The organism is Microcystis sp. Msp_OC_L_20101000_S702 (assembly GCF_007095705.1).
Lineage (GTDB): Bacteria > Cyanobacteriota > Cyanobacteriia > Cyanobacteriales > Microcystaceae > Microcystis > Microcystis ichthyoblabe_A.
Genome location: NZ_SFBO01000027.1, coordinates 1 through 12,565, shown reverse-complemented (window position 1 = coordinate 12,565; position 12,565 = coordinate 1). Strand labels below are relative to the sequence as shown.

Genomic DNA, 12,565 nt, shown 5'->3' with positions numbered 1-12,565 from the left:
TCTCGCGCTGTTGTAAGGTGGTGGTCATTGGTTTATGATTCCTATTAAGTTATCGAGGTACGATTGATTGATGATGTCTCTATCTTAAAGACTTTGTATCGGTTTGTAAAGGGGTTTGACGATATTGTTACTTATACCATTGATAAGCGGAGGTTATGTTAAGTCTATAGGGTTTCCTGACCAAGTTTTCCTTTTGGGGAGTAGGTCGTCAGAAGGCGATACTAAATCAGGTCATACTTCATGTTTATGAAAAAAACCTAGATCTCGAACTCAGGTTAGACTAAAAAGGGAAATTTAATCATAATGGCGGTTGTCCTGACTATGGTAGAAAAAGTTCGTAAAACCGAGACGGAATGGCAGACCCAGCTAACTCCCGAACAGTTCCAAGTTACCCGCAAAAAGGGAACAGAGCGGGCTTTTACGGGTAAATATCACGATAATAAGGAAAAAGGTATTTACAAATGTGTCTGCTGTGGTACGGAGTTATTTACTTCTGACAGCAAGTATGATTCGGGTACTGGTTGGCCGAGTTTCTGGACTGCTGCTAACGAGGCCAATATTAAGTACGAGCGAGATGTTAGTTTTTTCATGGTGCGGACAGAGATTGTTTGTGCCGCCTGTGATGCTCATCTCGGTCACGTTTTTAATGATGGTCCACCCCCGACGGGAAAACGCTATTGTCTCAACTCTGCCGCTTTGCAGTTTGAAAAAAATCCCTAAAGCAAAAAGAGGTCTGGAAAGACCTCTTTTTTTAAGTTCTAGTGGCAGCCGATTACAGTAAACCTGTATTAGTTCCCGGTTTGCCAGTAGCTAACTGCACTTTGACAATTTTGCCGCCCATTTTCATGATGCGTTGTTGCTCACGAAACCAATTATCGTAGGGAACGAGTTTGGTAAAATAGGTATTTTGTAATTCCCGTTGTGTCCGAATGCGGCTTTGGCTTGGAACACAAGCGGTGATTTTGAACATCCGCATGGATTGACTTCTCCTAATCGCTGAAAAACTTGTCGCTCAAACTAACGAAGGCCTTTTTCTAAAATAACAAAGGTCGGGAGTCAAGGATCAATACTAGCTCGTCAAAACCTATCTTGGACAGATTCAGCCTTTAAAGACCTAGCACTCATCCTCGGCTTCCCGAACCTATTTTGTCCGAGTTCGTTATTTCTAGCTTAAGCCAGAGCTAATGTAGTCGAAGTAAATCCCCATTTCTTTACCCGCATCAGCACCAACTAAACTAGCGGTGACTTCTTTCATCGCTTGGATAGCTTGAACGGTGGAGGAGATGGGTACACCTAAAGAGTTGTAGGTTTCTTTCAGGCCGTTGAGAACGCGCTCGTCGAGGATAGAAGGATCTCCAGCTAACATAGCGTAGGTAGCATAACGGAGATAGTAGTCGAGGTCACGGATACAAGCGGCGTAACGACGGGTGGTGTACATATTGCCACCGGGACGGGTTACGTCAGAGTATAACAGGGACTTAGCCACAGCTTCCTTAACGATACCAGCAGCGTTGGCGCTAATGACACTAGCGGCGCGCACGCGCAGTTCACCGGTGGCGAAGTAGCCTTTCAGTTTGCCGAGAGCAGAAGCGTCAAGGTATTTGCCTTGAACGTCAGCAGAGTTGATAACAGAAGTAATTGCGTCTTGCATGGTGGTTCTTCCTTGGGTTTTGCTTAATCTTAAGAGGTTTACGAGGGGTGTGTCTAGAACAATTCACAAAGGAGTTATTCTACGACATAGAGCCGATCACGTAATCGAAGTAGGAAGAAGCTTCAGAAGCATCGTCAGAAGACATAAGACCAGTAGCAACTTCTTTCATTTCGCGAACGCTTTGAGCTACGGCACCGATGTCGGTTCCTAAAGATTTGTACATTTCACGCACACCGACCAAACCGATTTCTTCAATCGGGGTGACATCACCAGCAACTACTCCGTAGGTGATTAAACGTAGGTAGTAGTCCATGTCACGCAGACAGGTAGCGGTCATTTCTTCGCCGTAAGCGTTGCCACCGGGGGAAACGATGTCAGGACGTTTTTGGAATAAGCGATCGCCAGCTTGTTTGACGATGGTTTCGCGAGCGCCAGTCAGGGTTTCAGCGATGCGTAAACGAGCGGCACCACTGGTAACGAAGGCTTTAATTCTGTCTAGTTCGCCGGGGCTGAGGTAACGAGCTTCAGCATCAGCATTCACGATCGATTTCGTGACGATACTCATTGATGGATTCCTCCCAACTAAGTGAGATTAATAAACTTAATCTGACATTTTATAGCAGTTGTGGTCACTACGCTTAAGTTATCTCGTTTCCGCCTCAGCGTCTCAAGACTTCCCTAGCTAGAGCGACCTAACGCAACTATTTTGCGGCATCTGGTTCACCTTCTCACTATTTTCGTAATACTTTTTAACATTTGCCCTGAGAAAGGAGCACCGGAGTGGGGTATGAGGTGTGGGGTGTAGGGTGTAGGGTGTAGGGTGTGGGGTGTGGGGAGAATACAATGAAACTGTCTCCTGTCTCCTGCCTCCTGACGACTGATTTAGCCTAGCCAATTAATTGCCCCTTTAATCCAGTCTTCTGGCTGAGTATTTTTACTAAATAAAGCATCTTGACTGAGGACTGCGATAGCTCGATCGATCTCCTCCCGGCTGTATCCTAAAGCTAAAAGGGTCATCTGCACATCTTCGAGGATTTCCGCTGCCGGTAGTATTGCCGTGGTTGTCGTCGTCCCTTCTTTTAGCTGTCGCCATGCTGCCAATTTAGTTTTTAACTCTAAAGCGATTCTCTCTGCTGTTTTTAAGCCGACTCCGGGGGTTTTGCTCAAAATTTTGGTATTTCCTGTCACTATCGCCACCACAAGTTCCTCAATCCCCAAGGTATCGATTAAAGCTAGGGCTAATTGCGCTCCAACTCCATTGACGGAAAGCAGTTGACGAAACAGATCTCGCTCTGGGGCGGTGCCGAAACCGTACAATAAAGGCTGCTCCTCGCGAAGGAGTAGGTGAGTAAAAATCTGACGACTATCATTGTTATCTTTGCCGATGTCTAGGGCTAATCGCGAGGGAATTTGGATTTCGTAACCGATCTGGTTTACGTCTAAAATCAAGATCAGTCGGTTATTGGGGGTTTTGATCACCTCGATCGCTTGTCCGCGTAAATAATTAATCATTAATTTAGTTCTCCTACGAAAATAACCGAACCACAGCAATGACGGTTTTTACTCCCTAAAGGAATGCCGGAGAGATTTGCAGTTTTGTTACAATTGTTAACAGAAGTGAATGGCGTAATTGATAACCTAATCTTCTTGGCGTTAGTCCCCAACAATTGGAGAAGATACAAAATGAATGGCAACATTAGAGTCGGGAATCTCTTTGGAATTCCCTTTTATATTAATCCTTCTTGGTTCTTTGTTCTGGGGTTAATTACCTTAACCTATGGGGGAGATTTAAGTCAGTTTCCCCAGTTAACGGGAATTATGCCCTGGCTCTTAGGATTTTTTGCCGCTATTCTCCTATTTGCCTCCGTGGTTGCCCACGAATTAGGTCATAGTTTTGTTGCTATCGCCCAAGGTATTGAAGTCAAATCAATTACCCTCTTTTTATTCGGTGGTTTGGCAACTCTCGGCAGAGAATCGAAAACTCCTCTAGAAGCTTTTCTCGTAGCAATTGCTGGCCCTTTAGTTAGTTTACTGCTCTTCGGTATCTTCCTAATTATTGGTCTCAATATTAGCTTAAATGGGCCGATGGCGGCGATTCTTTCTCTGCTTGCCTATATCAACCTCGCCCTAGGGTTATTTAACCTGATCCCCGGTTTACCTTTAGATGGTGGTAATATCCTTAAAGCTATCGTTTGGCAAGTAACGGGTAATCCCAATAAAGGGGTTTTATTCGCCAGTCGTTTCGGTCAATTTTTTGGTTGGTTAGCGATTGTCATCGGTGCGCTATCAATTCTCGGAATCAGTCAATTTGGCAGTTTTTGGACGCTATTAATTGGCATTTTTCTCCTACAAAATGCCGGCTTTTCCGCTCAATCAGCTAAGGTTCAAGATTTCCTAAGTCGCTACACCGCTAAAGATGTTATCTCTCCTAATAGTCCTGTAGTGCCGATTAATTTAACCCTGCGCGATTTTGCTAATAATTATGTTATCGGTAAACAACAATGGTCTAAATTCCTAGTTACCGATAGCGAAGGTAAACTATTAGGAGTGATTAATGTAGAGGCTCTGAAAACAATTCCCACTTCCCAATGGACAGAGGTAAATATCGGCCAGTTATTACAAACTAGCGAAAGTCTCAAACTGGTTTTGTCTAATACTTCCCTCCTAGATGTGGTGAAAATTTTGGAAGGAGAAAATTTATCTCAAGTGACAGTGGTAGAGGAAAACGGCAGGGTTTTGGGGTTAATTGAAAAAGCTTCTATCCTTACTTTTCTCGCCCAAGAAACCCAAAGTCAAGCCGCTTAATCAGTTATCAGTTATCAGTTATCAGTTATCAGTTATCAGTCATCAGTTAGGTAAATGTATTTTTCACCTTAATATTGATGAATCAGTCTAATCGATATCTGCTAGGATTTATCCTTGTTGTCGCCGCTTATATAACTTTAATTGCTCCAGAAGTTAATAACCATATACAAGCAATGCTCGGAGGATCATCATCAAATTTACAAGCAAACAGATATTCTGAATTTCTTAGTTTTGTAATTAATGCGAGCATTTTATACCTTGTTAAGTTTCCGTATCGCAGAATTTTACCTAGTATCTACTGTTACTTTAAAACTATTCCTTTTTGGTCTGATTTCGAGATCAGGCAATAAGCATTTTTTAACCACAGAGGCACAGAGGACACAAAGAGTCAACCCGCAGAATTTTGTCTAGTATCTCCTGACTATACTGACTGTCGTATTGCTTGCCATAATTGCTCGTATTCTTGCTCGGTTGCTGGCGATAAAGGGTTGAGAAAATCGCTTTTTTTGACTGCTTCTGGATTGACAAGTAAAGGATTATTTCTAATATCTGGGGGAATTTGATCGGGATTTTCAGTGAGAATTAGGGGTGATAATCCAGAGGTAAATAAAGAAATTTTATTAGCGGATTCTGGTTGCCAACAAAAATCAATCCATTGCTGGACAAGAGAATTAGGAGTAGTTAAAACTGGTTTTACCCACACATCTGACCAGAGAGAAGTGCCAGATTTGGGGACAACAACTTTAATTTTATTATGGCGATCGCTCACTGGTAAAATATCATTAGACCAACCCACAGACAGCCAGACATCACCGAGTATTAGGGGTTGTAAATAATATTGAGAACTATAAAATCTTACCTGTTTTTGTAAGGCGAATAGCTGGTCTTTTAGTCCCATTACTTGTTTTAAATCACTAGAATTATAAGAATAACCCAATTTTTTTAGGGTTAAACCGATGACTTCGCGCCGATTATCAATTAGGGCAATTTTACTGGTTAATTCCGGTCGCCATAGATCGGACCAATCCTGTGGCCGCCAGTCAAATTGAGCGAATTTTTTCTCATTATAGGCAATTACTGTCATTCCCCAACGGTAGGGCGCACCCCAGACTTTTCCCTCTGTTTCCAGTTGTCCTTGAGCATTGCGAGTCATATTTTCTTGCCAACGGGGGGGCAGTTTTGACCAATTAGAGAGTTGAGAAGTATCTAGGGGTTGAATTAAACCGTTGCTAATCGCTTTTCCTAGCCAAGCATCTCCTAGGGTGACTAAATTACCCATGGCTGGGTTTTGTTCCCTAAAAGGGATAGGAAACGAAAATTGTGAGGTTGGTTGCCCCTGATTTTTTAACCATTTTTCCAATAATTCTAATAGCTCTTTCAGCTGCCTTTCCGACTGAAAATTGACTTTTTTTTCGGCAATAGTTTTCTGAAAATCTGTTAGTAATCGCGGCGGAATCGAACCGGACAGGAGAAAAATGCTCGGCTCGCCGCTTCTGGAAGCGCAGCCATTTAAACCCCCCGCTAAGGCGATTGTACCTAATCCTTGCAAAAAAGAACGTCTATTTAACATATCGCCCGCCGATTCTCAACTTTAACAGTAATAATTGCCAGTTTCTAGCCTTGAATTATTATAGGACGATTTTTAACAAAATGTAAACTAGGGAGTTTTGCCGCTACCGATTTCAGCCATAGAGAGGCTTTGTTGTTAACTTTTATGGTATAAAACTCTGATTTTGTCCTAGTTAAAGCTAGGATAGAAGGAGTAAGCTAAGGGGAGAGGTTATAAGACTATGTCAAACAATCATGATCGAGATTTCCATTATTCTTGTCGTTGTGGAAAAGCCAATTTTCAGTCTGTAAAACATCGATCGGGTATTTTATTAATCGGGGGAGCGGAAGGAGGTAAATTAGGAGAAGATCAAGCGACCACATGGTTATTAAATCGAGCTAAAGGCGGTAATTACTTAGTGCTGCGCTTTGGTGATCTTGGCGGTCAAGCCGATTGGATTTGCGACAATTATCCCTCCCTGATCGGCTCAGCAGCGGAACTATCAATTGATAGTCGTGAAGGGGCGAATCATCCTGATGTTATCGAATATATTCGTAATGCCGATATCCTTTTTTTTGCTGGTGGTGATCAAAATCAGTACGAGGATTTGTGGGAAAGCACAAAGGTGGAAACAGCGATCAATTATCTAATCAACGACAAAAAAGTTCCCGTGGCGGGAACCAGCGCAGGAATGGCTATTCTCGGGGATTTTTACTATGCGCCTACTCACGAAGGAGTACTGAGTTCAGAAATATTAAATAATCCCTTTCACTTCAACACCAAAGACTTCTATCGGAGTGATTTTATTCGGGTTCCTTTTCTCAAAAAAGGGTTCTTCGTTACTTATTATGGTTCGATAGGGGGGTATAAATCGTTTAATTGATTAGTTCGCTCTAGATTGAAAACAGTTGACAAAAATCACAGCAACGTCTGTCTCTATAAGGGTTTCATTCCTTATAAACCCGTCCATTGCATAAGACAAACCGAAGAACCCAAAAAAGTGGTGACAGATACCCATTTGGATCGACTCAATCAAGATCATCCCGAAACAAGATATGGTCGCCTTTTTGGTTTTTTAGCCCGTAATGTACACGATAATCACAATCAACTACCTGCCTACGCTATCGGTTTAGAAGAAGGTGCTTTTCTGGCGATCGATGAGCATGGTATCGCCAAAGTCTACGGTAACGGCACCGATAAGGGACAAGATGCCTATTTTCTGCAAACTAACGGGACTCTACCCGAACAGATGGAGCCGGATCGGCCTTTAATCTGGAATAATAACGGTCAAGCGGTGAAAGTCTACCGCATCGCAGGAACCCCCTCCGGCAGCGGTGAATTTGACCTCAAGGATTGGTCTAGTGCGGCTGGCGGTGGCTGGGAATATTGGTACACTAAAGGGGGAATGGCAGGGTTTAAGCGGGTTCCGGTAGCCTGAAGGTCATTTTTGTCAAAAAAGTGATTTCTATGGGTGTTAGGATTAATTTTGAGGCAATAAGGAGAATTTTTTGAGCTATGACCCCTGAATTAATCACTTTTGGTCGATATCTCGCGGGTGAATTTGAAAATCAACGGCAAGCGCAAGCAGAACCGGTATGGTACGTTCACCTGCGTTTATGGTTGCGTCCGTTGCCTTTATTTCGGGAAGACAGCATCGCGCTTTTTGCCGAACAGGCCAGTATCATCAATTTAGACCAACCCTACCGACCGCGACTGTGGCGATTAACGCGCTCGGAATCGGGAGGGTTAGAGGTTAGGCACTATATGTTTAATGACCTGAAATCCGTGCAAGGTGCGGGCAAAAATCCCGATATTTTGCGAAAAATTAGCTTAGAAGACCTAACTTTTCTGCATACCTGCACTTTAGCGGTCAAAGTCAATACTCTCGCTGATAATCAATACCAGTTTATCGCCCAACCGCAACCGGAACAGCACTGTCAATTCACCTATGAGGGTACAACCTATCAGGTGGCTTTAGGTTTCGAGGTGACGAGTCATAGCCTAAAAACCTACGATAAAGGTCTAGATCCCGGCACTGGTAAGGGAATTTGGGGCGCTCTGCTCGGCCCCTATCAATACGAGAAAAAACAGGATTTTTCGGCAGAATTGGAGGTGTGAGGAAGATTGCATCACATTAGGTCAAAATGACGGCAGATAACACCGCAAAGAGCCGCTAAAGCGGTAATTCCTAAAGCTGTACTGATGTCTTGTCCTTGATTGACGGCAAAAGAAGTGACGATTCCTGCACCTAAACCGGCGGTGATTGCCGCTCCGAGAAAATCTTTATCTGAGTTTTTATACATAGAGATAAGGCCAAATTTCGACAAAATCGTGCTTTTTACCTTATCATCCTCTTTTGAGCAACTAATCACCCGGGGGCGGAATTGCAATCAAGCTTTAGATTTAGCCACGTTTCTTAACATTAAGCCGGGTAAGATAGATAGGGGGTAAAATCGATGAAATTAGCTAAAATCTCTTTTTCTGGCTTTTTAATGCTGATTATCTCCCTTTTGCTAATACTGAGTTTTGTTAATGCCAGCAAGGCACAATCGGATACGGCGGTAAGATCGGAGTTAATTAGTCTCCGCAATCGAGTCGAGCGCCTTGAAAGTCAGGTCCGAGGAATAACCATCCGCGGGGAAAATGCCGCTCCCATTCCCCAACGGCGATCGGGAACGGGTATAGTAAATGGGGAAGTAGTCGGGGAAAGTGACCCACTGTTCCAGCGTTTAGCCACTTTAGTAATTGAATTAAAGGAAGATTTAAAAAAGCTGGAGCAACGGGTGCAAATCTTAGAAAAAGAAACCGTTAGCCAGAAATCGTAGTCAATTGATGCTATAACGATCGAAAGTTAAATTGATCCAAACTATGCAGTTAATTGATTATGTAATTGTGCTGCTTTATCTGGCAGGAACCCTAATAATCGGGATTATCGCCGAGAAAAAAGCTTCTCAAGGTCTAGAATCCTACTTTTTGGGTAATCGCAATTTGCCCTGGTGGATGTTAGGGGTGTCGGGAATGGCGGCTAACACCGATTTAGCGGGAACTATGGTCATTTCTGCTCTAATTTACGCCGTCGGACCCAAAGGACTATTTATCGAAATCCGCGGCGGTGTTGTCCTAATTATGGCCTTTCTCATGGCTTTTATGGGCAAATGGAATCGCCGGGCCCAAGTTATGACCATGGCGGAATGGATGCAATTTCGCTTTGGACCGGGAAAACAGGGAAATTTTGCCCGAATTATTAGCGCCGTCGCCACTCTCTTATTCTCTATCGGTGCGATGAGTTATTTCTCCGTTGCGGGGGGGAAATTTTTAGGGCAGTTTCTGGGTATGGATGATCGTCTTGCTTCGGTGATATTAATTCTTCTAACCTTGATTTATACGGTGGCCAGTGGTTTCTATGGTGGGGTAATTACCGATTTATTTCAAGGGTTTCTGATTTTTGTGGCGGTCATTTATGTATCGACAGTGGCCTTTTTTACTGTTAATCTTCCCGATAGTTTCACGGTAGCAATTCCGGGGGCAGCAGAGCCAAAAACTTGGAATTTAAGCGACTGGTCTAGTATTTTCCCTTCGATGACTTTGGATTTACCCGGAGATTATGCCATCTTTAATTTGTTTGGTGGGGTGATTTTCTTTTATTTAGTTAAAACCATCATCGAAGGTTGCAGCGGCAGCGGTGGTTATATGTTACAACGATACCTAGCGGCCAAAAGCGATCGAGATGCCGGTTTATTATCTTTATTCTGGATTATTCTGCTTTCTTTCCGTTGGCCTCTAGTCACAGCTTTTGCGGTTTTAGGTATTCACTACGGTTTAACCGAAGGCACGATTACAGATCCAGAAAGAATTCTGGCCACGGTGATTACTCAATACATTCCGGTGGGGATGAAAGGGTTATTAATTGCTGCTTTTTTAGCGGCGGCTATGTCCACTTTTAACGCAGTTATCAACGCTAGTGCCGCCTATTGGGTCAAAGATATCTATCAAGCTTTTTTGAAACCAAATGCGGGAGAACAGGAGTTAGTTTTTCAAGGTCGTCTGGCCTCGATTTTTGTGGTAGTCATTGGCTTAGTTTTGAGTTTTAATATCCAAAATGTCAATGATATTTGGGGTTGGTTAACCACTGGATTAGGGGTAGGATTAGCAGTTCCTCTCCTATTACGTTGGTATTGGTGGCGCTTTAATGGTTATGGTTTTGCCGTGGGAACTTTAGCGGGAATGATTGCGGCTATTGCCTCACAAGCGATAATTTTACCTTTCTTTCGTCACAGTCAATATCAGGAATATATTCTCTTTCTTGTGCCGAGTTTGTTCGCTTTAGCTGGCTGTATTATCGCTACTTTGTTAACTCCTCCCACCGATAGTTTAGTTATGGAAAATTTCTATAATGTTACCCGACCTTTTGGCTTTTGGGGAGAAGTCCGTCACAGTGTTAAACCTAACCTACAGGCAAAAATTAAAGCGGAAAATCAACGGGATATCATCGCCGCTTTTCTCACCGTTCCTTGGCAATTAGTCCTCTTTATGATGGGGATTGTTTTAATCATCAAGCAGTGGCAAAGTTTGAAGATTTTGGCTTTGGTTTTTCTTTTGCTTTCCATCGGTCTCTATTTTACTTGGTATCGACATTTATCTAAGGAAATTACTGTCACTAAAGACCGAGATTTAGGTTAGGCAGTTATCAGTTATCAGTTATCAGTTATGAGTAAGATCTCGTTCCCAGGTTCTACCTGAATACTATTTTAAGGCAGAGCCTTAGATATTGTGTTCCAAGGCAGAGCCTTGGAACAAGGGAAACTCGCAATCCAAAATCTAAAATCTAAAATCCCAAAAAGAGTGGAGGAGCGGGTATCATTTCTCCACGAAAATCTAGTAATTGCACCAGAATTAAATAAGCAATCGCGATCGCAATCGAAATCGCTCCAGTAATGATCGCAACCAGTTTTCCTCGATTCATAAACAATCCCTCAACTGATATAGTCTTATTGTACTAATGCCAGACAATAACCTCATCGCGATCAAAGCGAACTTTCTTCAACAGTTGATATTTGTCTTCTAAGGAGCGATAGCCGAGAGCCACTGCTGCTACTGCTGCATAGCCGCTACCTTCTAATTGCAGAATACGATCATAAGCCGCTGGCTCGATTCCTTCTAGTGGACAAGCATCAATATCGAGCAAGGCGGCGGTTTCCATCAGCATTCCCATCGCAATATAACTCTGTCGCTGAGACCACCATTGAACAATTGCTGAGCGTGGCCCATTAACTAAATCTGACACCATCAGATTCTTATAATTCTCCAGAGAAGCGACATCTAATTCTCGAACTTGAGCTATTTTTGCAACGAATTTCTCGACATATGCTACTTCAATTTTGGTAAGAGTAGCAAGTACCACATAGTGGGAGCAATCCTCTACTTGAGTTTGATTCCAACTGACCGGAGTAAGTGCCGCACGAATTTTTGGATCTTGAACGACAATAAATTTCCAGGGTTGCAAACCATATGAAGAAGGAGCCAGTCTCAAGCTTTCTTCCAAGATAAACCAATCTGCTTCAGAAATTTTTTTAGACGGGTCAAATTTTTTGACAGCGTATCTCCACTGAAGCTTTTCTAAAATTTCTTGAGGTTGAATCGTCATTATATCTCCTGGGCGATTGAGCGCTGGAATCTATTTTAAATTCTCTCAAAATCTGCAAAAAAAAAGCAAGCAAAATTTTGCCGTCAATTGTTAAGTTTGGTTAAGAAAAATAGCAAGAGCGGCAAGGAATATAAATTCCTTACCGTTGACTTTGGCCGGACTCACCACTTCTTATAGGGTAAAAACTTACCCGACATGGTAATTTTAACGCGATCGCCTTTAGGGTCTTCTTCCTTATCCACGTCGAGGGTAAAATCGATCGCACTCATAATACCATCGCCGAATCTTTCATGAATCACCGATTTTAGGGGCATTCCATACACCTGCATGATCTCGTAGAAACGATAAATCAGGGGGTCGGTGGGGACAACCGGACCCAATCCCTTGACAGGATACTCGGTTAAGGATGCGACGATTTCGGTTCCCAGTCCCAAAGCTGCCACAATTTTCGTTGCTTCCTCTGGGGAGGCGCTCGCTTGCCGGTAAAAAACAGCGGCAATCCACACCTCATCTCGTCCTAGAATCGCTTCTAGGTCAGCGAAACTCAGTCCTTTTTCCTTCTTCGCTTCCAATAGTTTTGCAGTAATTTCGGGTATCATCGCTTATTTTTGCAGAATTTGTCTGCTTCTAGTTTACCTGAACATCAATTATATAAGTAAAAGTTATGACATTGATAAAAAAACATTTCTTAAAACCCCTTTACATAACTATAAAAAGCCGATAGTATTAACTCATGTCAAACAACGAACCTTGACAACATAATACATACAGAAATTATCCAACCATGACTACAACTCTACAACAGCGCGAGAGCGCTTCCCTGTGGGAGCAGTTCTGCCAGTGGATCACCAGCACCAACAACCGTCTTTATGTCGGCTGGTTCGGTGTGATCATGATCCCCACCCTGCTCACCGCC

The 12,565-nt window shown here is 43.0% G+C and carries 13 protein-coding genes and 3 pseudogenes; 8 read left to right on the top strand and 8 right to left on the bottom strand.

The window, feature by feature from the left end:
* Positions 1 to 303: 303 nt before the first annotated feature.
* Entirely contained in the window at positions 304 to 720 is a 417-nt protein-coding gene (gene msrB / locus EWV60_RS03320) for a peptide-methionine (R)-S-oxide reductase MsrB (protein WP_002777014.1), read from the top strand.
* A 52-nt stretch (positions 721 to 772) separates the two neighbouring features.
* Here msrB and EWV60_RS03315 read toward each other — a convergent pair whose 3' ends face one another.
* The 4 genes from EWV60_RS03315 to ruvA form a co-directional block, all read right to left on the bottom strand.
* Positions 773 to 976 carry a phycobilisome linker polypeptide gene (locus tag EWV60_RS03315; RefSeq protein ID WP_002739162.1) on the bottom strand — a complete coding sequence of 68 codons (204 nt, stop codon included), beginning with the start codon at positions 974 to 976 and terminating at the stop codon, positions 773 to 775.
* Positions 977 to 1,165: 189 nt separating this feature from the next.
* Complete coding sequence (apcB, locus tag EWV60_RS03310; protein ID WP_002738786.1) at positions 1,166 to 1,651, bottom strand: allophycocyanin subunit beta; 486 nt, start codon at positions 1,649 to 1,651, stop codon at positions 1,166 to 1,168.
* A gap of 79 nt (positions 1,652 to 1,730) precedes the next feature.
* Positions 1,731 to 2,216: an allophycocyanin subunit alpha gene (apcA, locus tag EWV60_RS03305; protein WP_002744263.1), complete on the bottom strand. Its 486-nt coding sequence runs from the start codon at positions 2,214 to 2,216 to the stop codon at positions 1,731 to 1,733.
* Positions 2,217 to 2,533: 317 nt separating this feature from the next.
* Positions 2,534 to 3,163 carry a Holliday junction branch migration protein RuvA gene (gene ruvA / locus EWV60_RS03300; RefSeq protein ID WP_287230938.1) on the bottom strand — a complete coding sequence of 210 codons (630 nt, stop codon included), beginning with the start codon at positions 3,161 to 3,163 and terminating at the stop codon, positions 2,534 to 2,536.
* Positions 3,164 to 3,226: 63 nt separating this feature from the next.
* Here ruvA and EWV60_RS03295 point away from each other — a divergent pair, with 63 nt between their 5' ends.
* Positions 3,227 to 4,456: a site-2 protease family protein gene (locus tag EWV60_RS03295; RefSeq protein ID WP_287230935.1), complete on the top strand. Its 1,230-nt coding sequence runs from the start codon at positions 3,227 to 3,229 to the stop codon at positions 4,454 to 4,456.
* 421 nt (positions 4,457 to 4,877) lie between these two features.
* On the opposite strand, the gene EWV60_RS03290 is transcribed toward EWV60_RS03295, so the two are convergent.
* Positions 4,878 to 6,026: a substrate-binding domain-containing protein gene (locus EWV60_RS03290; RefSeq protein ID WP_287230934.1), complete on the bottom strand. Its 1,149-nt coding sequence runs from the start codon at positions 6,024 to 6,026 to the stop codon at positions 4,878 to 4,880.
* Between the two features lie 220 nt (positions 6,027 to 6,246).
* Between EWV60_RS03290 and EWV60_RS03285 the strand changes: the two are divergent.
* The 3 genes and pseudogenes from EWV60_RS03285 to EWV60_RS03275 all read left to right on the top strand — a co-directional run.
* A pseudogene (locus EWV60_RS03285) lies at positions 6,247 to 6,828 on the top strand (Type 1 glutamine amidotransferase-like domain-containing protein); the annotation flags it as partial.
* A gap of 171 nt (positions 6,829 to 6,999) precedes the next feature.
* Positions 7,000 to 7,443 (top strand): annotated as a pseudogene (locus tag EWV60_RS03280) (peptidase S51); the annotation flags it as partial.
* Positions 7,444 to 7,520: 77 nt separating this feature from the next.
* On the top strand, positions 7,521 to 8,123 hold the full coding sequence (locus tag EWV60_RS03275) for a chromophore lyase CpcT/CpeT (protein ID WP_024970358.1): 603 nt from the start codon (positions 7,521 to 7,523) through the stop codon (positions 8,121 to 8,123).
* A gap of 11 nt (positions 8,124 to 8,134) precedes the next feature.
* Here the strand turns inward: EWV60_RS03275 and EWV60_RS03270 are convergent, their stop codons facing one another.
* Positions 8,135 to 8,308 carry a hypothetical protein gene (locus EWV60_RS03270; protein WP_172963186.1) on the bottom strand — a complete coding sequence of 58 codons (174 nt, stop codon included), beginning with the start codon at positions 8,306 to 8,308 and terminating at the stop codon, positions 8,135 to 8,137.
* Positions 8,309 to 8,461: 153 nt separating this feature from the next.
* Between EWV60_RS03270 and EWV60_RS03265 the strand changes: the two genes are divergently transcribed.
* The gene (locus tag EWV60_RS03265; protein WP_287230929.1) at positions 8,462 to 8,830 is read left to right on the top strand and encodes a hypothetical protein; all 369 of its coding nucleotides are present in this window, start codon (positions 8,462 to 8,464) and stop codon (positions 8,828 to 8,830) included.
* A gap of 43 nt (positions 8,831 to 8,873) precedes the next feature.
* Positions 8,874 to 10,685: a sodium:solute symporter family protein gene (locus EWV60_RS03260; protein WP_287230926.1), complete on the top strand. Its 1,812-nt coding sequence runs from the start codon at positions 8,874 to 8,876 to the stop codon at positions 10,683 to 10,685.
* 316 nt (positions 10,686 to 11,001) lie between these two features.
* Here EWV60_RS03260 and EWV60_RS03255 read toward each other — a convergent pair whose 3' ends face one another.
* On the bottom strand, positions 11,002 to 11,649 hold the full coding sequence (locus tag EWV60_RS03255; RefSeq protein WP_002738682.1) for an NAD(P)H-dependent oxidoreductase: 648 nt from the start codon (positions 11,647 to 11,649) through the stop codon (positions 11,002 to 11,004).
* Between the two features lie 161 nt (positions 11,650 to 11,810).
* A complete protein-coding gene (gene cynS / locus EWV60_RS03250) occupies positions 11,811 to 12,248 on the bottom strand; it encodes a cyanase (RefSeq protein ID WP_002738671.1) in 438 nt (145 codons plus the stop codon).
* Between the two features lie 185 nt (positions 12,249 to 12,433).
* On the opposite strand from cynS, the pseudogene EWV60_RS03245 reads away from it, so the two are divergent.
* Positions 12,434 to 12,565, top strand: a pseudogene (locus EWV60_RS03245) (photosystem II q(b) protein); the annotation flags it as partial.

What these genes read in the sequence shown, in the direction of transcription:
- msrB (WP_002777014.1), top strand. Translation starts at nt 304, where the DNA reads ATGGCGGTTGTCCTGACTATGGTAGAAAAAGTTCGTAAAACCGAGACG.
- EWV60_RS03315 (WP_002739162.1), bottom strand. Translation starts at nt 976, where the DNA reads ATGCGGATGTTCAAAATCACCGCTTGTGTTCCAAGCCAAAGCCGCATT.
- apcB (WP_002738786.1), bottom strand. Translation starts at nt 1,651, where the DNA reads ATGCAAGACGCAATTACTTCTGTTATCAACTCTGCTGACGTTCAAGGC.
- apcA (WP_002744263.1), bottom strand. Translation starts at nt 2,216, where the DNA reads ATGAGTATCGTCACGAAATCGATCGTGAATGCTGATGCTGAAGCTCGT.
- ruvA (WP_287230938.1), bottom strand. Translation starts at nt 3,163, where the DNA reads ATGATTAATTATTTACGCGGACAAGCGATCGAGGTGATCAAAACCCCC.
- EWV60_RS03295 (WP_287230935.1), top strand. Translation starts at nt 3,227, where the DNA reads ATGCCGGAGAGATTTGCAGTTTTGTTACAATTGTTAACAGAAGTGAAT.
- EWV60_RS03290 (WP_287230934.1), bottom strand. Translation starts at nt 6,026, where the DNA reads ATGTTAAATAGACGTTCTTTTTTGCAAGGATTAGGTACAATCGCCTTA.
- EWV60_RS03275 (WP_024970358.1), top strand. Translation starts at nt 7,521, where the DNA reads ATGACCCCTGAATTAATCACTTTTGGTCGATATCTCGCGGGTGAATTT.
- EWV60_RS03270 (WP_172963186.1), bottom strand. Translation starts at nt 8,308, where the DNA reads ATGTATAAAAACTCAGATAAAGATTTTCTCGGAGCGGCAATCACCGCC.
- EWV60_RS03265 (WP_287230929.1), top strand. Translation starts at nt 8,462, where the DNA reads ATGAAATTAGCTAAAATCTCTTTTTCTGGCTTTTTAATGCTGATTATC.
- EWV60_RS03260 (WP_287230926.1), top strand. Translation starts at nt 8,874, where the DNA reads ATGCAGTTAATTGATTATGTAATTGTGCTGCTTTATCTGGCAGGAACC.
- EWV60_RS03255 (WP_002738682.1), bottom strand. Translation starts at nt 11,649, where the DNA reads ATGACGATTCAACCTCAAGAAATTTTAGAAAAGCTTCAGTGGAGATAC.
- cynS (WP_002738671.1), bottom strand. Translation starts at nt 12,248, where the DNA reads ATGATACCCGAAATTACTGCAAAACTATTGGAAGCGAAGAAGGAAAAA.